This is a genomic window from Nitrosospira sp. Is2 (assembly GCF_033095785.1).
Taxonomy (GTDB): Bacteria; Pseudomonadota; Gammaproteobacteria; order Burkholderiales; family Nitrosomonadaceae; genus Nitrosospira.
In genome coordinates, this window is the sequence record NZ_CP137134.1 from 2191807 (window position 1) to 2215320 (window position 23514).

The following is a 23514-nucleotide window of genomic DNA, read 5'->3' on the forward strand; positions in this document are numbered from 1 at the left end:
TTTAAAGCCAGCTTAAACGCGGCTTTTCAATGCCATACCCTTGGGCATAATCCACGCCGATCCTTTCTAACGCTCCAAGAATTGCGTCGTTCTCTACAAACTCCGCGATCGTCTTGATATTCATGACGTGCCCTATGGAATTGATCGCCTCGACCATTGCCTGGTCGATGGGATCATCCATCATGTCCTTTACAAACTCCCCATCGATTTTTAAATAATCAACGGGTAAACGCTTGAGATACGTAAACGAGGACATCCCGCTCCCAAAATCATCGAGGGAAAAACGACATCCCTGCTCTTTTAGTTTACCCATCAACACAACAGCCTGAGTCAAATTTGAAATCGCCGAGGTTTCCGTGATTTCGAAACAAATCCCCCCAGGTGGAACCTTGTACAGATCGAACTGCTCCGTCACGAATTCATAAAAGTTCTCATCGCAAATGGACGCGCCGGAAAGATTGATGGCGCATGTGCCGACAGAAGTACCCGCCGGATGACGTCCCTCATATTGCGCAAAAGCGGTAGTGATCACCCAGCGATCGAGTTGAGGCATCAGGCCGTAACGCTCCGCTGCCGGGATAAAGGCCATCGGCGGTATTAGCGTTCCGTCTTCGTCCTGCATACGCAATAGCAGTTCGTAGTGATCGCCATCCTCTAAACTGTTCAACCGCAATATTTTTTGCGAGTACAGGACGAAGCGATTCTCTTCTAGCGCTTTCTGAATACGGACTACCCATCCCATTTCACGGCTACGTTGCGCGAGCGCGGCGTCTTCTGGCGTATAGATTTGAACCCGATTGCGCCCTTTGTCCTTGGCAAGATAGCAAGCGGCATCTGCCATGCGTAAAATATCGGCTAGTGTTTCCTTTCCATCACTAAAGGTGACCAATCCGATACTCAAACCCAGCTGAAATACTTTTTCTTTGCAGACGAAACGAAACTCATGCACGGTCTTTAGAAGCATTTCAGCCACGTTCACTGCAGGCACCGTTGTGCAGCTTTCCAGCAATACGCCAAATTCATCTCCTCCCAGGCGGGCCAGGGTATCGTTTCTGCGAACTTTGGCTTGAAGTACGCTGGTAAGTTGTCTTAATAACTCGTCACCAGCCATGTGACCACAGGTATCGTTCACGATCTTGAACTGATCGAGATCGAGATAAAGCAGTGTATGTTGCTTGGCGTCCACTTTAGCCGTCACCAGCGCGTGGTCTAGACGCCGTTCGAATTCGCGCCGGTTAATGAGGCCGGTTAACGCATCATGGGATGCCTGATGCGTCATCTGCATTGCCATCTTTTCCGCATGGGTCACGTCGTGGAATACCAGTACGGTTCCTACGATCTCTCCGTGCTGATCAAGTATTGGAGCAGCCGAATCTTCAATAGGAAAAGTCATGCCGCTTCGCTGTACAAGAAGTGTGTGCAGAGCCAGACCCATGGGTCGCTTTTCCAGAAGGACCCGCTCAACCGGGTTAGGAGCGACCTCCATGGTTTGCGAATTGATGATGCTAAATACCTCCGGCAACGGAAGGCCACTTGCTTCCTTTGAAGCCCAGCCCGTCATAGTTTCCGCGACCGGGTTGAGATAAGTCACGTTGCCGGCTATATCTGTCGTGATAACAGCATCAGCGATACAGCCAAGCGTGACGCGCAAACGCTCCTTCTCTGTGAAGAGCACCTTTTCAATAAGTTTGCCCTCTGTAATATTCCGACGAAGTCCCGTTTGGATTTCCTGACCCGCAGTAATGTCACGACGAAGTCCCGCCTTTACCTCTCTTGAAAGTGCCAGCAGCACGCCTAGGTTGGGCAGAGCCAGAGCTTTGGGTATTAGCAGCCATAACACGCCCGCAGTGACGATAGACGCGAAGGCAGTGCCCGCTTTGAGCATGCCTTCAGCCCAATATATCGGCGTCCAGATTGTCAGGATATTCAGTGCATGAGTAAACCCGCACAGCATGATAAACAGCCCGAACATAGCAAACGCAGACTTGTATGCCAGATCGGTACGGTGTTTCACGAAATAAATAAGGCCTATAGCAATGGACATATATGCCAGAGCAATGATGGCGTCGGAGATTAGATGAAGCCATAGCACTTCGGGCATCCAAAGATAGCAATGCCCGTGGGGAATGAAATCTTCTTGGTTAAAAAAAACATTAAATTGAGTGAGCATGATTTCCTGAAATAGGAGTTCGGCTTGATTCCGACTGATGTTGGATGGCAGAAATACGACTTTGCCGATCAGCGCACTCAACCATAACGTTAGGAGGAGCGCAATTGGATCATGCGGTGATGCCTTTGAATGCTGACGGCATTTTACAGCTAGAAGAAAGGCTGCATAACGAAGGGCAGATTACTCGGACGCGCCAAGAGGCGAGAGAAATGAGGCGCCCGTATAGAGCGCCTAGGCGGGGATACCTTACAAGCCACCCGTCCTGCCACAAAGCCCCCCGTGGAGACCCCCCCACCCCCATAGGCTTTAACGACAGAGCGCGGCAAAACTTTCTACCGTGCTACGGTATTGCCAGAAATAGATCGCCCGTCCGCGGTGCTCTTGAGCATCAATTAGAGGCATTCCTATACGCTACTGGAACTGTGCGGACTTAGAGGCCGGGAATGGCTCTTACCCTACCTCGGGTATACCTTCACTGGTTAATGCGCTCCGAACCTTCCCTGGGCCCTTTCTAGAGGCGTCATCATATCCGTCACATAAAGTGTTTTACCCTCTACATATCCTCTAACGTACTGGCCCCCTTAGGTTTTAAAATAAATCGCTAAAATGCTGTGTAGCGCCAGAATTAGGGACATTCCCATCGCCTTACCGAAACTGCCAGACTTAGACGCTGCGAACCCTGTCGCGAGAGCAAAGCAATATGACCGGTTATCTTCAAATCCCTATACTTGCTACACTCAGATTTTTGTTAATCGTATGTAGAGCGAGTCCCGATGGGATACCTTACACACCCCGCCCTGCCAGAGAACGCCCCAGTCACTCATTAGGCAAAGAGGGTGAAGCATGGAGAGCTGCTTAAAAATCAATCAATAAGTCACTGCTAGAGCGATTGCATTCCCTAGGGTAGGCTCAGGTATTACCGGAAAAAGATCGTCGATGCCACCCCTCCGTACAGCTAGCTCTAGAGGCATTCCCTGTAGCGTAGAGTTACCCCCATCTTTGCAACCTTTCTCAGTTTTAGTTATTGGGACCAATGAGAGCGTGTATTAGGCAGTCGTGCATCGAGTATGTACGGAGGGATACTTTAGTGCCGTTCCCACCCCCCATAGGCTTTATACACTCCCTGATATCGCGTTGTAGACCGTCTGGTTGCCTCTTACCCTATCTATCCTCTTACCTAACCCCTAATGGTCGCTAATTGCCACTACAGTGCCAGAGTTAGAGGCATTCCCATAGCCCTAGCGGAACCGTCCAGGCTTAGACGCCGCGAATGTTCTTACCCGATCTAGAAAAACCTTGCATGAATGCTACCCCTAGCATAGATGCTACCCCTAGCATAGATGCTACCCCTAGCACCGACGCGCGGGACGACTCGCATAGATGCGCGTTACCCCTAGCACCCATGACACCCTATTCACCATTATCCATCAATAAACATCATATCCCGCGAGAGTAAAGCAATATGACCGGTTATCTTCAAATCCCCACTCATATTCTGGTTAGTCGTGTGTAGAGCGACTCCCGATGGGATACCTTAAACACACCCCGCCCTGCCGAAGAACGCCCCGTCACTCATTAGGCAAAGAGGGTGAAACACGGAGAGCTGCTTAAAGATTAATCAATAAGTCACTGCTAGAGCGATTGCATTCCCTTGGGTAGGCTTAGGTATTGCCGGAGAAGGATTGTCGCTGCGAGTATCCCCTGCGCCCTTTCTAGGGGTATTGCTGTAGGGTAGTTACCGCCAACTTTGCACCCTTTCTAGGTTTTAGTTATTGGGAGCAATGAGAGCGTGTACGAGGCAGTCATGCATCCAGCGCGTACGGAGGGGATACCTTACATGCCACCCCCATCTGCCGACCAAGCCCCCGGTCTATTTCCTAGCAGCTAAGGCGTTTTGTTCTAACCTATTTAAAGCGGCTTAGCGGGCTTTAAAGCGCGAACGTGTCTTTACCTCAACTAGAAGTCTGCCCCAGGCTAAAAGCTTCCCCACCCATCTTCTTTCGCCGCGCGACAAACCCGACAAGGGCTAGGCCTGCAAGAAAAAGCGCATAAATCTCCGGTTCTGGGACGATTCCGATTGCGATGACCTGTCCCATATTATTGATGCCAGCGGCTGAGGATAGAACCACCCCACCAGGCAGATCAACTAGCGAATTGAGGTCGATCATGCCTGCCCCGTTAGGGCCCGTGATGAATGCATGGGAAATCGGCCGCAGCTCGCAGGCGAAGCAAGTGGCCCCGATGGAGGACGTCCCCACCACCTGCCCGACGTCGTTGATGCCGAAAGCATAGCTGTAATCAGCATAGCTGCCAGGACCGCCCAAAGTGCCCAGGTCTCTCATGCTCTCTCCGGCGGGTCCGGTGATGAAAGCATGGCCAGGCTGGTCAGAAAAAACAGAACCGCCCGCGGAACCTACGACCTGCCCTGCGTCGTTGATGCCAGAAGCGCTAGCATCACCACGCAAAGTGTCAAGCTCTCTCATGCCCATTCCGTTGGGGCCTGTCATGAAAGCATGGACGCTGAACGCGTCCGTGTTTCCATAATAAAATCCCACCGCCTGCCCCGCATCGTTGATGCCACGAGCCTCGTTGTAAGAGCCCGCCACAATACCAAGATCCCTCATACCCATCCCGTTGGGGCTTGTGATAAAAGCATGTTGGTTATAACCACCTTGATCAGTCAGACTCATCGACGAACCGACCACCTGCCCCGTGTCGTTGATGCCGAACGCATGGCTGGAAATACTACCACCCAAAGTGCCAAGGTCTCTCATGCCCATCCCATCGGGGCCGGTGATGAAAGCATGGTAGGCGCCTCCTGCCGCCATGCCTCCACCCAGGTAAGAATAACCCACCACCTGGCCGGCCTCGTTAATGCCAAAAGCACCGCTGCTAGTCCCACCTAAGGTGCCAAGGTCTCTCATGCCGATCCCATCGGGGCCGGTGATGAAAGCATGGGTGCCTCCAGCCGTATCAGACGAACCCACTACCTGCCCGCCGTCATTGATGCCGGAAGCATAGCTGGAAAGACCACCCAAGGTGCCAATATCAGTTACGGTCTTGCTGTTGAGGTCGACCAGGTAAGAATGTCTTGCTTGTGCGGAGGCGCTGGTGGCGAAACCCAGACCAGCAGAAAATGCGGCAGCGAGGATAAAGCCACGGACTTTGAAGGCACGGATGATTTTCATGATGAATCCTTCTCAGTTTTCTCAACAAAGGGTGGGACTGCCAAGCTGTCAAAAAGCAAGGCTCCTCCGTTAAGGTTAGATTAAGGGTTTGAATTATCAAGGGGCACGAAATGCAGGATGCCTGTCAGGTCGTCCAACGCCAGCGCGCAAGCTACCCTTACCCGTACCACCGTCTGCCGAAGACCGCCCCCGTCACTCATTAGGCAAAGAGGGTGAAGCATGGAGAGCTGCTTAAAAATCAATCAATAAGTCACTGCTAGAGCGATTGCATTCCCTAGGGTAGGCTTAGGTATTGCCAGAAAAAGATCGTCGATGCTACCACTCCCTAGCGCTAGCGCTAGAGGCATTCTTTTAGCGCAGAGTCACCCATCTTCGCAACCTCAGTTTGAGGTATGACGAGCGATGAAGAGCGTGTCATTCTATATTCTCTTCCCGCAAATAGTCTTTTAGGGCTGCTACTTCGTTGCTGTAATCGTTGCGAAAATCCGCTGGACCCTATATTCAGCACGTCACAACAGAATAATCATCCCAAACGCCCGCATTTGGCAATGTAAATACGCCACAGGATACGCCGCACTTAATACCATCCAAAGCATGAAGCGTATCCGGTATTTCCTCGCAGAAATTCCGATTGATATACAGCCGGAACCGGCCACCACGGCAAACAACTTTCATTATCGATCCAGCGGGCAGCTGTGCACCAACGCCATCCGGTCCTACCACCGGCCTGTTGAGGGAACCGACCTGGCCCGCGACGATAGACTGTATGACATTTCCTGTACCTATCGCACCGAATACCCCCCATCTATAATAATTAGCGGCGTCAGCTCCCCTGAACAGCAGCCACGTATTATTTCCGGAAACTATAGTGGCCTGTACCGAGTAATCAACAGACGGGCATGTGACCAGCCCCCTGTTATTTCCCACCGTGCCAAACATCAGTTGCCCCGCCGTTATCACGAGCGATCCGACATCAACAGTCATAGCGGATCCGACAACGGGGGAGCCCACCGCACCATTGGATCTGTTGTAATTATCCAGAAAGACGAACTTGCTATCGGCAAAGCCCGTAATCATTGCGGTTACTGCCTTCCTTCTGGATCGGGCTTCAAGACCTGACTTCCAGTCTTCCCTTAACATTTGAAACCCGCCTTTAATCTCGCCGATATACAGATTCATACCCAAACCTCCGGCGAGATCTTGAGTGATGCAGATCGCCGACCTGTAGTATCCCCCTTCCGTTGATACCCTGCGCACACGAAAAGTAGCCCCGTCGTCAAGCGACTCAGCGAACCATATATCACCACCGGACTCGTTTCCGTCTGTGCATACACCGAGGATGCGACCGTCCGGGGTTCTTTGGAAATGAGAATGCCACCAGCCCCGGCCTAGAGGCTGAACCATTGTAATGGCGCTAAACGTCCCCCAGCCCGAATATATGCTGGACCCGGATGTGACGGCGACTTGAACAACTGCCGGGCCGCCTAAAGCACCACCCGCTGTAGCTCTGTTGTGGACAATCAGCTTCCAGTTAGTCCCGTTGAACCACACGCATGGGGTATATAATGAATTCGCTGTAGCGCCGGTACTTGTCGGAAGGTCGACTATGCTAACCGGTGCGGACCAGATAATCCCGTTAGAGGATTCGGATACCTTTACCTGAGAGTGACCTAATGCATCGTGTTGTGAACTCCAGATTAGATACAATGTCATCCCATCAGGCGCCTGCGCGAGTGATGGATCCATGTTATTTCCCACGGCAGGCTTTGGTATCAATGGATTGGTTACCCCAGCCGGGACAGACCAATTCCGCCCGTCATTGGAGACAACCAGGCAGGGATTTTCATACTGTGCGTCCGATGAAGGGTATGGCGTGAAAATTCCCCAATATCTATACCCATTCCAGCCATCTGGGAAAAACAACGGTGCCAGGTATAAATTTGAGGTGTTGGATGATATGTTTGACGGTTGGGGCAGGCCCAGCCGTTCTCGATCGGACGCCCGCATTTGATCGAAAAGGTCAAACGTTTTTATAATCATTGTTAATCTCCCTGAGTATTGGTTTATTCGTAGCAAATACCTTATCTCGCAATTCCGTATGCGAGAATCAGCACACGCGTCGCTTCTCTATTTCTACCACTTTCGTGAGACGACATCTTTCAATGCCGCATTGTCGAGCAGGGCGTCAGCCAATAATCGCTTTAGCTTGCTGTTCTCCTCTTCCAGGCCCTAAGCCGCTTGGCATCGGAGACATCCATGCCCGCAAACTTAGCCTTCCATTTATAGTACGAGGCATCGGAAAAACCATGCTTGCGGCACAACTCCACCACAGGCATGCCTACATCCGCTTCCTTCAGAAAACCAATGATCTGTTCTTCACTGAATCGCTTCTTCATGGTCCGCCCCTTTTCAAGAATCGGACTCTATTACGTCATGAAGCTAATGAAAGGGGCAGGTCAGTATTGAGAACACAGTCGCTGGGTACCATATGTGGCTGTTAGTTGATGCAGAGTTGGTAATTGGCAGTTGCGTCGACACGTGCAACGGACAATTTTGCCATGTACGATTGTTAACTGGAAAGGAAGCGATTCTTAAATAACATCGGGAAGGACGCGATGTTGGAGAGAATTAAAGAAACCGCAGAAAAGAAGGGATTGGAGCTAACTTTCGACTCAGTTGGAACCATCGCTTAGTCTATCGTGATGCAAATCTTCTCTTAGCCTGTTATTGCCATTCATTTACGTCCGCTCCTGTTATTTAAATGAATCAGGTGAGGAGGGCGTTAATAGATGCCTGCCGTTGTCTGGATCAGGTCGATTTACCGCCCTGTCCACCCTCCACCACCACATGAACTCTTCCGTGGTATTGATCTTGTCTGCGCGATATTCGCGGCTTCCTCAACCGGTGTTTCTGGATTCATCCATCGCCGCGCGTCGTCCGGTTGTAACACCACCGGCCTACGGTCATGAACGTCTACCATTCCCGCTCCTGAATCTTCTGTGACAATCACAAACCCGAACTCAACAGTTTGATGAGTGTACATGCGAAAATTTGTTAGGTCAGCCATGAAAATAGGCTCATTCACTTTCCGCGTGATATACCACGGCTGCTTCTTCCCATTCTCTACTGTCCATTCATACCACCGCCGCAAGGAATAATTACTCTTCCTTCACGAAACATGTGCCGGAAATATCGTCCTGTTAGCGATTTCTCTACCCATGCGCATATCCACGGTTTCTTTTTCTCAGCCGCCTCTTTAGAGGTCCTATAGCCCCGGGTCACACCGATGAATAGTAATTCGCAGTCGTGAAGCAAATCATCCATGGACATTGACCGGGGCGGTATTGTAGAAGGGATGCGTCTCCTAACCGCTCAACATGCTCGCTGGTTCGGCACCTAGGGGGCTAGCGTAATACCGCCGCGTTTCCGATTGTTTAAGTCTGCCGCACATGAATTACATTTGTCTACGTTGGTGTCGCCACGCCGAAGGTGGGATGGGGGACGGGTCACTCCACAGGCCACGTTTTGCTACCTTTGCATGGTGCTGCAAGACGTAAAGTTTATTATCCCTCGCGTATTTTCGATATACCCAAGCCATGCCGCGATTAACCTGTTCTGCATTAGCATCTAAGCCAGCACATTTAACACGGGCGACCGTTCGTTTATCGCGGTCTGATGCTGTGGAATGACTTCTGCCTCCTTGCCGAAACACAGGTCTGTGAGTGACTGCTTGGAGTTGGTACCGAAGGGCTGATCTTTCTCAGGCGCATCAATCTCGGCTAACCGGATTTTGTGCTGCTGCCTTGATGCGGTAAGAACTGTCAAGGTGTCGCCATCTGCTATGCCCACAACCTTTCCGCTAAACGTTTCCGCCTGTGCTACGGACACGTAGAAAGTGCATGTTGCGATGATTGCGAATCGAAATGCTGAGTTGAAGTCTTGCATTTGAGCAGAGCTAGATATGGCCGATCTCAATTTTGAAACGATACTACAAATCTTCAGGGATTATTAGCGTCGATGTCAGGTCTTCCCCGATATACCCCTACTTATAGGATTATCGTTCTTATACCCCCTTACAGTGTCAGAGTTAGAGGCAATGCTGTAGGGCGGAAGAACGGAACTTTTAATCCTCTATGTGAATAAATGAAAGGGAAAGCCGCGTAGTGCCAGATGAAGCACCTACGGATTCAACAATGCCGTTTTGGAACCCTTTCTCGGGGTTTATCCGCTAACTACCATTCGAGTAGCCCGCTACCTCATCAGGTAGCCATAAGATTCGTGTGGTGTTTAGCACAGATCATCCTGCGAGCCGAAGTTATCGTGGGTTCGGGTGGTAATTGAACGCTGTCTTTAATCTCAAATGAGGAGAATTATCATGGCAACAATACATGGGACAAAATATAACGATAATGACACGTGGCAGTGGATAAAGGATGGGCCCATCATCCCGCCCCGCCCCATCGACCCCTGGCCCCCCTTTCGCCACGAGGAATTCTTTCCCTCATTAAAGGGCACAAAAAACGATGACACCATCTCCGGTTACAAGGGAAATGACAAACTTTACGGTTATGGTGGAAATGACACTCTTTACGGTGGTCCCGGCAACGATGATCTCTACGGTGGGACCGGGAACGATACCCTGGCTGGCGGGCCGGGAAAAGACACTCTTAAAGGGGGGGATGGAGCAGACAAGTTTGATTTCGATTCAGTCAGTGAGAGCCCTGCGGGAGGGCAGTACGATACCATCACTGATTTTAGTAAAGACAGATGGGAGTGGGACCCTCTGGTCCGACCGCTTCGTCACCTAATCCCAGGGGATAAGATCGACCTTTCCACAATTGATGCAAATGTGAACTTGTTGGCGGCTGGGAATCAAAGCTTCCGTTCGGGCTAGTTGTCATATGATGCTTTCACGGGAGTTCTAACCGCGAACGTATAGGTGGCGATGACGTTCAAGTAAAAGTGGTCGGTGTCGACGGCTTGCCCGTGTGGGGATTCAATCCTAGCTTAGACGTGATTGCGTGAGTGGAGCACCGCCTGTTGTTGTCCCCTCGCAATGTGTCATTGCCTCCTCTAGCAGATTCCACCATTGTTGGAGCGTCGCCGTAAAAACCACTTGATGCTGGGCCACGGTTGTTGCCGCCGAGCAGGGCGTCGGCGGCTCCTCGTGCAGATCTGCTATGACGCGAGAATTATCGTAGAAGAAGATTAAACAAAGTTCCGCTGCGCCTTCGGAGGCGGTGCCTATTAAATAATCACAGCAATATCGCTACATAGCGAAAGGAAAAAGCCATGAAAACCTCTATATGGTGGGTTACCGCACCGAAGCGTGGCAGGGGAATCAATAATCTCATGACAAGCAATATTGCTGGATGAAAAAAGGAACAATCATGAAATTCTCATCTATATGCACTACGCGATCGTCCGCATCCATGCTGATTCTTGTTTGTACCGTGTTTTTGGGAGTTTCTGGCATTGCGCATGCCCAAAGTAGCAGTTCTTCCGCGCAAAGCGGCCATGCTAAGGAGAACCCCGCCGACCATAGCGACAAGGACGACCCAATCAAAGGTCACACCGGGGAAGGCTATACCGACAAAAGCTCCACCGAAAAGAGTAAGGCGGGTTCAACAAAACGAAGCGGTAAGGAGAACCCGGCCGACCATAGCGACAAGGACGACCCGATCAGAGGCCACACTGGGGAAGGCTACACCGAAAAAAGCTCCACCGAAAAGAGTAAGGCGGGTTCAACAAAACGAAGCGGTAAGGAGAACCCCGCCGACCATAGCGACAAGGACGACCCAATCAAAGGCCACATGGGGGAAGGCTACACCGAAAAAAGCTCCACCGAAAAGGGTAAGGATGGGTCAAAAAGAATGGGTCCAAAAGATAAATATTAGGGCATGTCCCAAAGAGAAAGAAGAGATGGGGACCGGGTACATAGATCAAAAAAAAAAGGGGGCGAGTCCAGACCCGGGATGACCCAGCCCCGACCCTCATGGAGCAGCGTTTCTAAAAGATAAAAACAGGGAAAATCAATGAAAGACCTGAAGGATGAGCAACGCGGTCCATCTGTCCGCGTTAGAGCGGTAATTATCGTGACACAACCGGCGAACCTTTAAATCAATTACCGAGTTTCAGACCTGCAGTAACTTAAGGGTGGCCTGTTCAGAGGCTTCCAAATAGCCCGGTGGGCATCTTCTGCTCTTATCCTATCTCCCGGCGTTACATTTCCGTTATTGTTTACCGTTACTCCCCCCGTTGGGGCGATATAGCGCCCTAACATGGATGCCTTGCATCAGCCCCGAGTTTCCGATAGATCCCCCTCTTTCTCTTTGCAAATTCCTTTTTTCCTGATTCGTTAACTTATTTCACGACACATATTTTTCCCACGCTAAAAGCTAGTAGCGTCGGGTAGGGCACGAGATGGGGCCCCTGTGTATGTAACCGTACAGACAGAGCTTGAGAAAAATTGCATCCTAGGCACTCCATCATCTATAAGGATAAGAAAATGAAAACAGTTAAACTTTTGGCGAGTGTGTTTATGATCGGGACATTATTAGCGCCTGTTGCGGGCTTTGCCGCAGATCACGACTCTGATTCAAGTGTGGGCGAATTTGTCAAGGATTCGGTGATTACCAGCAAGATCAAAACCAAGCTGGCCGCCGAAAAGGATGTCAGCGCGACGAGTATCAGTGTTGATACAGATCGGAACGGTGTAGTAGTGCTGAGCGGCACAGCCAGAAGCCAAGCGGAAATTGATAAAGCGCATTCGATCGCGCACTCTGTTGAAGGTGTCACGAAGGTCAAGAATCACATAAAGATTAAGAAAGACCATTAGGCCCGGTGACTCGCGTCCTAGGCCCAAAACGAAACGGCCGGGGTTATCTCCGGCCGTTTTTTTTGTTATTTTGTCATGTAGGGGAGGCAAAAAGACAAAAATGCAAAACGCAAGTAGCGGCAGGTCATCGTCATCCCTCGAATCGTCGGTAACTTCGTACCCCCGGTGCCCGAAATGCTGGGTTTACCCCAGCACTGAAATTAACCGTCGTAACAGGAACTCTTGCCACTACGCAAGCGGAAACATTTATTAGACGTTCGTCGGTATAGCCGACAGCGACAGGCTGATAGTTCTGAATTGGGCAAGAGAAACAGCATGACAGTCGTTTGCTTGAGGGACGAAACCCCTGCGTGCCTTAAGCAAATCGCCAGAAGTATCGACGGCCTCATCTGGTCGGGGTATTCGACGCTTTCATGCCAGTCTCCGGCCCCGCTCCGTTTTACTGGATGCGGAACCGATCACTCCGCGGAAGAAATCAACCAGTTTTGGCACATGGTAGTCGAACGTGAAAAGGTCGCGTTGCTGCCAAACCCGCTCGCGGATGATTTGCAACTGCTCACGATCTCGTAGCTGCGTGGCAAGGTCATCCATCGTGTCAAAAAAAATTCCGGTGCCAAGCTGCTTCGCCAATGTTTGTGTAGCGACGACTGCGCCGTCATTTGCCTTCTGCAGCATCGGCAACCCGGCTGCCGCGAGGGTACTGAGTCGGGCCGGGTAGTTCAGGTCATCCCAGTTTGCCCTCCTGATTTCACCTCCATTGCCGCTGTCAAAAAGGTGTAGCCATCCCGCATCATATTGCGAAAACTCTGTAGTCCAACGGCTTTGGTCTACGTTGGGATGCAAATGCAGATACCCAGGCGCCATGGCCTGAGTTTTTTCTATCCACTGGAGCCACTGTCCATGGGTTATCTCTCCGTAAAAATGCAGATGAATGCCCTGTCTTGCGAGCTCCACCACATGATGCGGGTGGAGGCCGATTGGCCGGCCGGGCGACACGGTATGAATCTCGCTGGCGGTTGAGGAACGCAGTGGTGTGCGCGGCCAATCGAACCAGTCGCGCTTTGGCAAGTCGCCATCCAGCACGTGGGTTGGTTTGCTCAGCGACAGGCCGGGAACGATGGTATCGAACCAGTCTCGCATTTCCGGGCTTGAGAAGATCTGCCCATCCGAATACTGATGCAGGTCGATCAATTGGGGCCAAGTTCCTTTTTCGAGACAAATGAATGGCCCTTCCTTGAAATGCCAGATGAATGGAATGCCAGGGGTCGCCATCAATACCTCATGTGCGAACGGCACGGCCTGCCAGTTGAGCAACGCATAAATAACATCCGGCTGGAGCTGCTTTATCGCTCCGCGCCAGTTGTCTCGCGGCAAATCCTCGACATGTCCGAAAGGCACCGGTCCCACGGTGTTATACCAGTGCGGATTCTGCATCCACAAGCCATACAGCCTGTGCCCCTGCTCTTCCAGTGCAAGTACGCGGTCGGCGTTATACGCCAGTTCGCCGACCAGAAGTATTTTCAGTCCATCGCAGGCCGGGGGCGTATCCGGCCTTTCGCGCATCCTTCGATAGTGGTCCACCTCATCAATCGAATGGCCTACCGAAGTATGAAAGCGCAGCGGTTCTTCGACCCGGTAGTGCGAGCGAAAGGGATTGATGCCGCCTTCAGGCTCTTGCATGATCTTGTGCCGTTGCATCGGATGGGATACCCACTCGCAGGTAATGCTGTTACTGGCGGCAAAAGCGCCGAGGGGCCGCAGCAGCCCCCAGTAGAGTCGCTCCAGGTCATCCGATTCCACTTCCGGGCGTTCCAACCAGCGCGCTGCCATTTTACGGTGCATGCACTGGACCAGTTGCAAGGAAAATCCGGCAATCTGCCCGCTCGCTTGCCGATTGTAATGGTGGCGGATACCGGAATAAGCTAACACGGCTTCCGGCTGTATCTCGATGCATGTCTTCAGACTATGCAGATGTTCGCGGTAATAGACATCATCGCTCGGCAAGTAAGCGATAAGCGGCGCTTTCGCTTTGGTAATGCCTTCATTTAAGGCATGGCCCAGCCCCTGGTTTTTTGCCAGTCGGTAATAACGGATGCGCACGTCGCCCAAGTATTTGGAGACTACCTCCGCGGTTGCATCCCGCGAGCCGTCGTCGATTACGCTCGCTTCCCAATCAGTGAGGACTTGCGCCTGCAAGCTGTCAAGCGCGCGGCCAATGAACCCTGCTTGTTCGTAAGTGGGAATCACTACGCTGACCGATGGAGAGTATGGTGGCTGCATCATTTTTCCTTCTTATGGTTGTGTACCGAGCCCGGGCTGTTGTAGTAAGTATAGTAATAAGGGGACTATCCAGTGAGGTTTTGATACGTCTGAAATCGGACGGAACAGGTACGTTCTGATTCGTAGAGGCGGCCACGTTGCCCAGCCGTAAGCTGCTTTAAACCGATCTACCCAGAGGAATCCCTGGTCACCCCGTATCGACTTGCTTCTTCGCTCGAATCGGAGCAGATGCAGAAATACTTTCGTCGTGCGGTTGGGCCGGAGCTCACTTGTCGAGCAACCGATTAATGACGTTGCGTGTGATCTTGTCGACGTGAGGATCTTGGGCATTCTCGAGCACCTGCGCCCAGTCGGTCGTTCCGGCGGTGAACACGGTTCCGTTTCGCGCGAAAATCCCCATGGTTGCCGCGTGAATGCCAGCGCCTGCCGGGTACATTTCACGCGGTGGGCGTTCCTGCCAGTCGCCATCGAGCAAGCTTGCGGCCAGGACGCGAAACCCGGATGGCGTTCCTGTGAGGTGCGCGTTTGAAGAAAGAACGGCAAGTCCGGCTGTCCCGTCGAAGCTCTCTAATGGTGCACCGTCGCATTCGTATCCGACCAGCGGCGGCGAGGTATTGCTGCCGAATGAATTACCGTGGGACAGCCCGGTCCCGGCGAATACCCAGTGCTCGGGATCCTGCACGATAAATCCCTCCGTATGGCGTGGGCCGTCCCACCAGCCGCCCCCATTCCGGTAACTGACTCCAGTAAGCGCATCCTCAGGACGCGCCGCGCCCGTCTGCGGCCACCAGTGATCGAAGGCGCCATGAGGGCCCCCCTGATGGCACACGATCGCAGTTCCGTCGTCGACGACATGAATGCGCCACCAGCAGAGATTGGCTCCGAAGAAGGCGACGTTCCCGCCTTTCGATACGAAATCTTCCACCCGGTCGCGCGCCGGCTCGCTCCAGTATTCGTCGTGCCCAACGCTGAGCAGAAGGCGATAACGATTACACAGATCGCGATCCGCATGGATATCGAAATCAGTACAGAATTCCGGTGAATATCCGTTCCGCAGGAGCCAGCGAATGAAACGTGCATCCCAATGCGCAAAGGTCTGGCGCGGCGAACTCATGTCGTAGTAGTCGAGAGCGCCCCAGGTCTCGCCCCCAATGCCTCCGCCCGGACGGTGCAGCGATAGTTTCGCCCCCGCCGGGTCCTGAGACCGCGGCGGATTGATGTAAAAACAGCCTCCGCCGGTGCAGTTGTAAGCGTGGTAGGTAGCAAGCGGAATCTTGTAGAGCAGCTTGCTGCGTCGCTTGCCACTCACGATGAACAGGGCTGAAGCGCTTTTGTTTGCCAGATCGATACGGCCCCCGCCGGATTCCTCCAGATGGGCGATATACACCGCTGAAGGCCAATGATGCGGAATCTTGAACTCATACGGCGGCCATTGCCAGTCGTCCGCCGCACTTTGCGGTAACGCGTATTTGCCCGCCAGCCAGCTCGTTTCATGCACGAGCAGCAAGCGCTCGCCCCAACGGTAGAAGAGCACGCGAAAGCGAGCCGCGTCGGTTGAGATGTGCAGCACCAAAGATTCTCCGGGCGCCACGCCTGCGGGGGCAGGATAGCCATGGATCACACGTGCTCTCCTCGTTACGGGATAGGGGCGACCGGCTCTGGTTCGACACGCTTACGTATCAGATAGGGTGGCATCGCAAGCGCATGCATGGGCGTCCGCCGAAACGAGTCCAGCGCCTGAGCCGGTGTTTCAACGATGGGTTCCTCCTTGCGGTTAAAGGATGTGTTGAGTACTACCGGAACGCCGGTGCGTGCATCGAATGCCTGGAGCAACGAGCGCAGGAATGGATCGTCGTGCTCGCCCACGGTCTGCAGCCGCGCCGTGCAGTCGACATGCGTGACAGCAGGGATGATATGCGCTGCCTGCGGCTGGACCGGCGCCGCGAATTGCATGAAGGGGGAGGGCCGGCGGATGTCGAAGAATTCCTCCGCGCGTTCAAGCAGCACTACCGGCGCCAGCGGGCGGAACCACTCGCGCTCCTTGACTTTGGAGTTGATCCAGTCGCGAACATGGCCGTGGCGCGGGTCTCCGAGAATGCTGCGATGGCCAACCGCACGGGGCCCGAACTCGCTACGCCCATGGTACAGCGCAACCACCTTGGGGACGCACAGCAGGTCGACCATTCGGGTGCACAGGTCGGCAGGTCCTTCGATGTGCTCCACGATGAGGTCATCGGCCTCGCTTAAAGCAGCCTCGATGTCCGCTAGTTGCGGCTCAGGTCCGAGATAGTCATTTTCCCAACGATAGTCGCAGCGCATGCCCGCAAGCTCATTCAGTCCATATACTGCACACCCAAGCGACGTCCCGGCATCGCTCGGCGCTGGTGGAATGAAGACGCGCTGAAAAGGCGTCTCCCGCAGCAGCCGGTCATTGGTTGAACAGTTAAGCCCGGTACCTCCCGCAAAACAAAGATTCTCCGCACCGGTTTGGTGGTGAAGCCAACGGGCGACTTCCAGCACGGCCTCTTCGAACGCCCGCTGCCCTGCGGCAGAAAGATTGGCAGCATCCGTAAAGCGAGAACGATCGCCGCCGGTATAGCGGAAGCGTTCGCGCTCTCGCAGGGTTTCCATCCAACGCATGGGAATGGTCACTTGCGCACCGTCTACATCGAGTGGTGGCAGGCCAAGCACATCCGGATCGCCGTGCGGGGCGAGGCCCATTACCTTGCCTTCGTTGCCTTCCCCCGGAAAAATCGTTTGTGTCAGCAGGAAGTAAAACATGCCCAGCCCGACCAGGCGTCGCTCGTTGCGATCCCACAATTGCTTGCCGATGCATTCGACGTGTTGGCGATCAGATCGGTAGAACGAGGACACCTCCCGCCAGTTCGAGGGTACGTCTTTGGCGCCGCTCCATTTCTCGGTGAACTCGGAAACCGGGCTGCCTTGGCCATCGATGATCATTACTGCCGCCTCCTCGAATGGGGAGGGGTGGAATACGCTATAGACGTGTGCGAGATGGTGCGAGATGCGAGCCCGGCGGCAGTCGGGAGAGATGGTCAACGTTTCAGCCAGCTCCTGCTCGTAGGCGGAAAGATTTTTTATCTCCGTGTCCGAAGAATAACACTCAACGAGGACATCAATCGGCCTCTTCAGATCGGGAAGATGCGGCATGTATATATTACGGAAGTCGTCGAGCTTGCCCCAGTGGTGTTTCTCCCGCGTAAGCCGTTCTTTTTGTATCGCATACACCACCTGTGATCCGCGCATCAGGCATATGCTTGCATCCTGCGTGCGATTCACGCCAAGTACTACTGGTGCATCGGTCATCGGATCCTCCTTTAGATCTGGTGCGGCGTTAGTACACGTTTCCGTATCGAGTTCCCATTTCGGATATTGGATTCGTTACAGAAACCGGTGGAAGCGCACGTTAAAAAATTCTGTCTTTTTGCCTTACGTTCTGCACCTCATTGCCGCTACCAAATAAAATTTGCCGCCAGCCCGAGAGCGTCAATAAGAAGGCCGGGTCAGTGGTTTCGTTGAACAATCCTTCAACCTTGGTGCGGATATAGAGACTGTTATCTGCGTGCGTCACCAGTTTATTGGTCAGGTACGGCCAGCTAAACATGAACTCGGCTTTACGATAAACGTCATACTTGGGCTGTAGACCGGCTATGCCTTGAGTATAGGCTTCCGCCACCGCCCCGCGGCCCGAAGAGGATTGGGCGATGATTGCACTGGCGGCAAGCATTCCTGTTTCCATTGCTTTCCCAATTCCCTCGCCCGTCAGCGGGAAAGTCGCACCGATGCATTCTCCAATACCCATCAGGCCGCCTTTGGCGAAGCGCGCTCCAGCCAAGCCGGTGCGAAGCGGCGCGCCTGTAAGAGGACTCAGGATTGTGCCATCTCGAATCAAGTCCCGTGCCAGGGGCAATTGGGCTACGAATCCCTCATAGGCTCGGCGGGGGTTGCTGTGCTTGTGCGCTGAACCAAAGAAGCCGATACCGATGTTGAATATCGCATCCGGACCGGGAAAAACCCAGCCATAGCCACCCTTTACGGTACGGTCAAAGGCAAATACCAGTTCATTGAAATCCTTTGCCAAGCGTTCGTTGCGCACATACTGACGAACGGCAACGCTTCGGCTCTCAGCTCGAAGCAACAGGCCAGCTTGTTGGATGGGCTTGATAGCGGCGCCTGTTGCCAGCAAAACCCACGCTGATCGGGCAATGACCGAATCGTTGCCGTTAAAAAATTCGACACAGTAAGTTTTTCCATCCTCGTCAGCGATACGAGCGAACTCATGCCCAGACAAAAACTCCGCGCCTGCTTCAATCGCGCTCTTCAACAGTAACTCATCCAGTTTCAGACGAGGCACGCACGCGCCTGCTGCCCGGACCAGCACGTTGCTGCCGTCGAAGCCGGTCAGACGCATTCCTCGGACGGGGCAAGAGATATCGATCACACGTTCAATGAGACCGAGTTTTTTTAGTGCATGGTAAGCGTCGGGGATAAGCGCGTCCCCGCAGACTTTGTCGCGTGGGAAAACCGCTTTATCCAACAGGCCAACGGATAAGTTGGATTTGGCCAAGGTGCGTGCTGCCGCGCAACCGGCAGGCCCCGCGCCAATGACAATCACATCGTAAACCCGACTCATGCCGATTTACTGTTCAAACCAGGACCGGGCCGGAGCGCCATATTCCCTGTGAACGCTGCGCAGCTACCTGGCCTGAGGCGAGCTGACGCAAATTCCGCTGCAGTCGGCTCCGCCCTTAGTGGGGTCGCAATCATCCGCGGGATCATCCACGCACGTTTTGCCGGCAGGGCATTTAAACCCGGCGATTCCGCCGCACATTTGCTTGGGTTCCTTATCCCCGTATGCGGAGCTGCCCTTGGGCGGGTAGTCGACGCGTTTTCCACCCCCGGGTTTGGTGGGCTCTGCGGCTCCAATATTGACCGTCTCTCGAATTTGCCGCGGCTGTACCGTTTCCACGTCGATGGATTCCACTTCTCCATCGGTATGCCGGGCGGTGTAAACCCCTACAACGTCCAATGGGACCGGACTTTTAATGACCAGAAATCCTTCGAGGAAGGCAAAATCGACGCAGACCCCATCAATCGGACAAAAATAGCCCGCGATATCAAAGCAGCTTACCCCCACCGCGCCGTCCGGCTGTAGCACTGCTTCCTTGAATGGCGTGACGCCGAATGGACCGGGGTCCGAACCAAACTGCGTCGCCAGCGCCACCTTGGCGGCTACGGCGACTTTCTTGTCCGTCGGGTTGTGTATATTGACCGTGGTGCGATACGTCCCCCGTGCCAACGTGCCATCCTGATGTGGCAGCAGAAGCGAACAAGCAACTTTGGCCGCGTACTGGTATTCCGTTTTAATTGTCTTTGAGGGCTGAACGGGCTCTGCCTGGGATACAGGAATAATCCCGGTAGGACCGACCACGGCCCACGAACCCATCAATGCGGCGAAAACGCCGAGCACGCGCAGCTGCTGTTTCATGGTTCCCTCCTTACAGTATTGAGGACGGCAAGAGCGAATTCCTGCAATCATTGTTTTGCAGTGAAAAAAGGCTCAGCTTCTGTGAGCCCCCGATCTATTCATAGCAGCGTTTCTTTTATAGTCAAATCGTTTTGAAATTTACGAGCCACTGCGGGATCCAGACTGATGCGAGGCAGAGAGCTGGTGGGAACAAACGGAGGCGCTACCGATACTTACGAGCTAGTGAACAGCAGGGGCAAAGGAAGAATCAGGCGGGTTTGGAAACAGGGCAGTTGTAAGGATGGGAATCGCGTTCCCGGCAACTGATTCGATCAGCCAGGCAAAAAGATTAGATATTGGTCACGCGAGCTGTTCTCATGCGCGGTGCGCTAATACTCGACTTAGTTTTTACCGTTGGGGCGGCTAACCAGCTTTTTGAGGAGATCATCACTGGATTTTTTAACCGACTCCAGAACGATATGCAGTTCGAGAAGATTCACGCCCAGATGGTGTTTGCAATGAGGGCAGCTAAGCTTCGGTTCGTACTTCAGCCGCGAGATCGTTTCCTCAAAATTAGCCGAACACTGAGGGCATGCGATTGTTATCTTCTCTAAATCCAGATCGAGCGACACGCGATGCCTTTTGTAATCCAGGTTGTGACCAAGCTTTGGAATCTTATCATATTAGCTAAATCTAACTTGAAGTTAACTAAGGTTCAGCTAAACGTCGGGTCACCCTGCACGCTTACCACACCGGTTTTCAATTTGACCTGTACGATTTGATTACCGGGTGATGACGGTATATGAATAAAAACATCCGTCTCTGGTACGGGCGCACAAGCAGAACTTAGTAGGTTTTGTGCCTCCTTATAAATTCATATGCCGACGGTATCAATTACCCTGGTATGAGTACGCTGCACGCCAAGAACTGATGGATGAAAATGGGTTGGATTATTTTATCAAGCGCAGCACCCGGAACATGTGCGACTGCTTCTTAAGATTCGCGCGAATGCGGTTTGGCAAGCTATTAATAGCGGCGACTTTCACAGCGATAGCGCCGAAGGTGGGTGCAGCCGATCTCGAACCCAGAGCCTATTCCAATATTCCTGTCGGGCAGAACTTTATCGTTGCAGGTTACGCCTTTATGAACGGCGGCGTGGGATTCTCTCCGGCGGTGCCGATTAAAGATGCTCAACTACAAGTTCATAACTCCATCTTCGCTTATGCAAGGTCGCTTGATATCTGGGGAAAATCCGGTAAGTTCGACATCATCGTTCCTCATGCCTGGTTCTCTGGCGAGGCTTTAGTAGCAGGGGAGCCGCGAAGCAGGGCAGTCGGTGGATTTAGCGATCCTGTTGTTCGCCTTTACGTGAACCTCCTTGGAGCCCCGGCTCTTTCAGTCAAAGAATTCGCTAATTACAAGCAGGACACCATCTTGGGAGTGAGTCTGGCGGTTTCAGCACCAGGAGGGCAATACGATGATCAAAGGCTCGTGAATATCGGCACTAACCGCTGGTATTTCAAACCGGAGATTGGCCTGTCCAAGGCGTTGGGGCCCGTCACACTTGAGCTTGCTGCAAGCGCATATATTTTTACTGATAACAATCAACCTTTCCAGGGTAGAAACCTGGAGCGGGATCCGCTCTATGCTGCGCGGGGCCATCTGATCTACAGTTTCGGATCCTCCGGCATCTGGGGTTCTCTCGATGCGACGTTTTTTACCGGTGCCCGCTCAACGATGGACGGCAGGAGAAACGATGATATGCAGCAGACCTCGCGCTTGGGTGCGAGCCTGGCGTTTCCAATCAACCGTCAGAATTCTATCAAGCTCTACGGCAGCTCGGTTGTTTCGGCCCAAAGCGGAGCTAACCTCGATATTATCGGGATCGCTTACCAGCACCGGTGGGGGAGCGGTTTTTAAATGATTTAAATGCCGGTATTTTTGAAGTATTAACCCACATTGGACTAGATGAACCAAGGTTCCACTCTTTCACTGATGACGCGGTATTTGTTGGGTTCGGGTTCAATACCTGCCGCCTTCACCCATTAAAGGCCACCCAGCAGGAGGCTTTTGTTGAGATGCCTGGAATTAGGAGCTGCCATCCGGTTCGGGCTGAGCGAGCCTTGCTTACCTGGACGCACAGAGCTGTCCACCCGTACATCAGCAAAGTTTGCCCGCATAGCCTGCCGCTCGGGGATGCCCCGGTACGGGCACTCGCAGCAGAAAAAGCTTCAGGCCGGGTTTGACATAGGTGGTCTGGATGGATGCCGCCCGGTAGCCGGTGCCGACCTGTCCGACGAGGTGAAGGCGGCGCAGTGCGCCCCTGGCATCGGTGAATTCGATTTTGTCATGCGCCGTTACCTGTTCCAGCCAGTCCCCTTTGACCGGGAACTAGGCATGCGCATGTGCGGGGCGGGAGGATGCATCGCCTTCTGGATATACCCAGATACGTGCGGGCTCCGTCGCTTTTCCATAGGCGTCGCGTTTCGGCCGCCATTTAAGTACTGCCGGGCCAGGCCCGATTTTCCCGGCGCGCAGTTTGGGGCCGCCCAGATCCATCAGGATACGACAGGGGCGCCCTGTTTCACGACGTGTGCGTTTGATTTGACGGATCAAGCGCGACCAGACGGCAGGGTCATCGTGCGCACAATTGATACGCGCGCAATCCATGCCCTGAAAAAGCATGTCCTTGATTAAGAGGTAGTCATTCGCGGCGGCGCCTGGCAACGTGACCAAAATACGCACGCGCCTTTGCGCTGGGGGCTTGCCAAGCAAGTCGTTGGTGTTGGTCTCCAGCAGTGCGGGGCCCATCGCCGAAGAATCCATGGTGGAAGAAAGCGTTTGCTGTCCCTGCTGTCCAAGCGCCTGCTCCAGCAGAATAATAATTGCCTTGAGGTTGCTTAGAACATGGGACTCCGCGCGCCCCATTGACGACAATCCAGCCGCTGCAAGTTTTTCCTGCAGGGGGCGCACGTCGCGCCGTCTTAAGCCGAGATAATGAATCAGATTTGCCGCACTGACGCGATGGCGCGGATCTACCTTTTCCAGCGTTTCGCTGGCTTCGCTTTCCATTATCGTCAGATAGTGGAGCAATTCGGCCAGTTCGCTTAATAAGTCAGTATGAGGGTCTTTTTTACGCCGCACGGATGAGGTGGTTTTGCTGACCTTGCCAAGCGGTTTCTGCCTGTTTTCCATGGTTAACGAAGATTGACATGACACCTACAAGTGTGACAACGATCGAAGGAAGGTTTCTGTAGCTGATGTGGTAAGAATTTTTAAGTGTTTCAGACATTGTAGTGGACATGCCGCGTCGAAAGGAAAAGTTGGTTTTTGCTGCCCACCTTAATGTCAAGATCGAGTTCGATTGTATTGGGGGTTTATTCCAGGAGTTGGGAAAGGGCAAGTTCGAATATCGATTCTGTATTGATCCTCACACCTCGTCTTCATACTGTTTTAGCCCTGGCCAGCGTTACTTCTTGCTTGTTTCAACCCCTTTCTACGCGGCATTTCGCTGCGCACCTGCTGCCCGCACCTCTTACTTGCGCACCGT

General features: G+C 53.1%; 14 protein-coding genes and 2 pseudogenes. 4 read left to right on the forward strand and 12 right to left on the reverse strand.

Annotated elements, in window-relative coordinates; genetic code table 11:
• Position 1: 1 nt before the first annotated feature.
• The 6 genes and pseudogenes from R5L00_RS09620 to R5L00_RS15920 form a co-directional block, all read right to left on the reverse strand.
• Entirely contained in the window at positions 2–2170 is a 2169-nt protein-coding gene (locus tag R5L00_RS09620; protein ID WP_317651302.1) for an EAL domain-containing protein, read from the reverse strand.
• 1952 nt (positions 2171–4122) lie between these two features.
• Positions 4123–5358 (reverse strand): PEP-CTERM sorting domain-containing protein, encoded by a 1236-nt coding sequence (locus R5L00_RS09625; protein ID WP_317651307.1) that lies wholly within the window; start codon positions 5356–5358, stop codon positions 4123–4125.
• A 501-nt stretch (positions 5359–5859) separates the two neighbouring features.
• Positions 5860–6537: a hypothetical protein gene (locus R5L00_RS09630; protein ID WP_317651310.1), complete on the reverse strand. Its 678-nt coding sequence runs from the start codon at positions 6535–6537 to the stop codon at positions 5860–5862.
• Positions 6538–7497: 960 nt separating this feature from the next.
• Positions 7498–7754 (reverse strand): annotated as a pseudogene (locus R5L00_RS09635) (transposase); the annotation flags it as partial.
• A 422-nt stretch (positions 7755–8176) separates the two neighbouring features.
• Complete coding sequence (locus tag R5L00_RS15915) at positions 8177–8443, reverse strand: SOS response-associated peptidase family protein (protein ID WP_411555619.1); 267 nt, start codon at positions 8441–8443, stop codon at positions 8177–8179.
• A gap of 369 nt (positions 8444–8812) precedes the next feature.
• A pseudogene (locus R5L00_RS15920) lies at positions 8813–9303 on the reverse strand (thermonuclease family protein).
• A 430-nt stretch (positions 9304–9733) separates the two neighbouring features.
• Here R5L00_RS15920 and R5L00_RS09650 point away from each other — a divergent pair.
• The 3 genes from R5L00_RS09650 (at position 9734) to R5L00_RS09660 (ending at position 12196) form a co-directional block, all read left to right on the forward strand.
• Positions 9734–10252: a hypothetical protein gene (locus R5L00_RS09650; RefSeq protein WP_317651317.1), complete on the forward strand. Its 519-nt coding sequence runs from the start codon at positions 9734–9736 to the stop codon at positions 10250–10252.
• A 496-nt stretch (positions 10253–10748) separates the two neighbouring features.
• Positions 10749–11255 (forward strand): hypothetical protein, encoded by a 507-nt coding sequence (locus R5L00_RS09655; RefSeq protein ID WP_317651321.1) that lies wholly within the window; start codon positions 10749–10751, stop codon positions 11253–11255.
• Positions 11256–11866: 611 nt separating this feature from the next.
• Positions 11867–12196, forward strand: a complete 330-nt coding sequence (locus tag R5L00_RS09660) for a BON domain-containing protein (RefSeq protein WP_107694146.1) — start codon at positions 11867–11869, stop codon at positions 12194–12196.
• A gap of 411 nt (positions 12197–12607) precedes the next feature.
• Here the strand turns inward: R5L00_RS09660 and R5L00_RS09665 are convergent, their stop codons facing one another.
• The 5 genes from R5L00_RS09665 to R5L00_RS09685 form a co-directional block, all read right to left on the reverse strand.
• Positions 12608–14479, reverse strand: a complete 1872-nt coding sequence (locus R5L00_RS09665) for a glycosyltransferase family A protein (RefSeq protein ID WP_317651334.1) — start codon at positions 14477–14479, stop codon at positions 12608–12610.
• Between the two features lie 262 nt (positions 14480–14741).
• Positions 14742–16097, reverse strand: coding sequence for a N,N-dimethylformamidase beta subunit family domain-containing protein (locus R5L00_RS09670; protein ID WP_317651341.1), 1356 nt, complete (start codon positions 16095–16097; stop codon positions 14742–14744).
• A 14-nt stretch (positions 16098–16111) separates the two neighbouring features.
• Positions 16112–17803, reverse strand: coding sequence for a carbamoyltransferase (locus R5L00_RS09675; RefSeq protein WP_317651343.1), 1692 nt, complete (start codon positions 17801–17803; stop codon positions 16112–16114).
• 100 nt (positions 17804–17903) lie between these two features.
• On the reverse strand, positions 17904–19130 hold the full coding sequence (locus tag R5L00_RS09680) for a geranylgeranyl reductase family protein (protein ID WP_317651345.1): 1227 nt from the start codon (positions 19128–19130) through the stop codon (positions 17904–17906).
• A gap of 63 nt (positions 19131–19193) precedes the next feature.
• Positions 19194–19985 carry a Kazal-type serine protease inhibitor domain protein gene (locus R5L00_RS09685; RefSeq protein WP_317651347.1) on the reverse strand — a complete coding sequence of 264 codons (792 nt, stop codon included), beginning with the start codon at positions 19983–19985 and terminating at the stop codon, positions 19194–19196.
• A 909-nt stretch (positions 19986–20894) separates the two neighbouring features.
• Here R5L00_RS09685 and R5L00_RS09690 point away from each other — a divergent pair.
• The gene (locus R5L00_RS09690; protein WP_317651349.1) at positions 20895–21884 is read left to right on the forward strand and encodes a transporter; all 990 of its coding nucleotides are present in this window, start codon (positions 20895–20897) and stop codon (positions 21882–21884) included.
• 471 nt (positions 21885–22355) lie between these two features.
• On the opposite strand, the gene R5L00_RS09695 is transcribed toward R5L00_RS09690, so the two are convergent.
• Positions 22356–23159: a pyruvate kinase gene (locus tag R5L00_RS09695; protein WP_317651350.1), complete on the reverse strand. Its 804-nt coding sequence runs from the start codon at positions 23157–23159 to the stop codon at positions 22356–22358.
• Between the last annotated feature and the right edge of the window lie 355 nt (positions 23160–23514).

Excerpts from the sequence above, each read along its gene's own strand:
- R5L00_RS09620 (WP_317651302.1), bottom strand. The coding sequence starts at position 2,170 with ATGCTCACTCAATTTAATGTTTTTTTTAACCAAGAAGATTTCATTCCC.
- R5L00_RS09625 (WP_317651307.1), bottom strand. The coding sequence starts at position 5,358 with ATGAAAATCATCCGTGCCTTCAAAGTCCGTGGCTTTATCCTCGCTGCC.
- R5L00_RS09630 (WP_317651310.1), bottom strand. The coding sequence starts at position 6,537 with ATGAATCTGTATATCGGCGAGATTAAAGGCGGGTTTCAAATGTTAAGG.
- R5L00_RS09650 (WP_317651317.1), top strand. The coding sequence starts at position 9,734 with ATGGCAACAATACATGGGACAAAATATAACGATAATGACACGTGGCAG.
- R5L00_RS09655 (WP_317651321.1), top strand. The coding sequence starts at position 10,749 with ATGAAATTCTCATCTATATGCACTACGCGATCGTCCGCATCCATGCTG.
- R5L00_RS09660 (WP_107694146.1), top strand. The coding sequence starts at position 11,867 with ATGAAAACAGTTAAACTTTTGGCGAGTGTGTTTATGATCGGGACATTA.
- R5L00_RS09665 (WP_317651334.1), bottom strand. The coding sequence starts at position 14,479 with ATGATGCAGCCACCATACTCTCCATCGGTCAGCGTAGTGATTCCCACT.
- R5L00_RS09675 (WP_317651343.1), bottom strand. The coding sequence starts at position 17,803 with ATGACCGATGCACCAGTAGTACTTGGCGTGAATCGCACGCAGGATGCA.
- R5L00_RS09680 (WP_317651345.1), bottom strand. The coding sequence starts at position 19,130 with ATGAGTCGGGTTTACGATGTGATTGTCATTGGCGCGGGGCCTGCCGGT.
- R5L00_RS09685 (WP_317651347.1), bottom strand. The coding sequence starts at position 19,985 with ATGAAACAGCAGCTGCGCGTGCTCGGCGTTTTCGCCGCATTGATGGGT.
- R5L00_RS09690 (WP_317651349.1), top strand. The coding sequence starts at position 20,895 with ATGGATGAAAATGGGTTGGATTATTTTATCAAGCGCAGCACCCGGAAC.
- R5L00_RS09695 (WP_317651350.1), bottom strand. The coding sequence starts at position 23,159 with ATGGAAAACAGGCAGAAACCGCTTGGCAAGGTCAGCAAAACCACCTCA.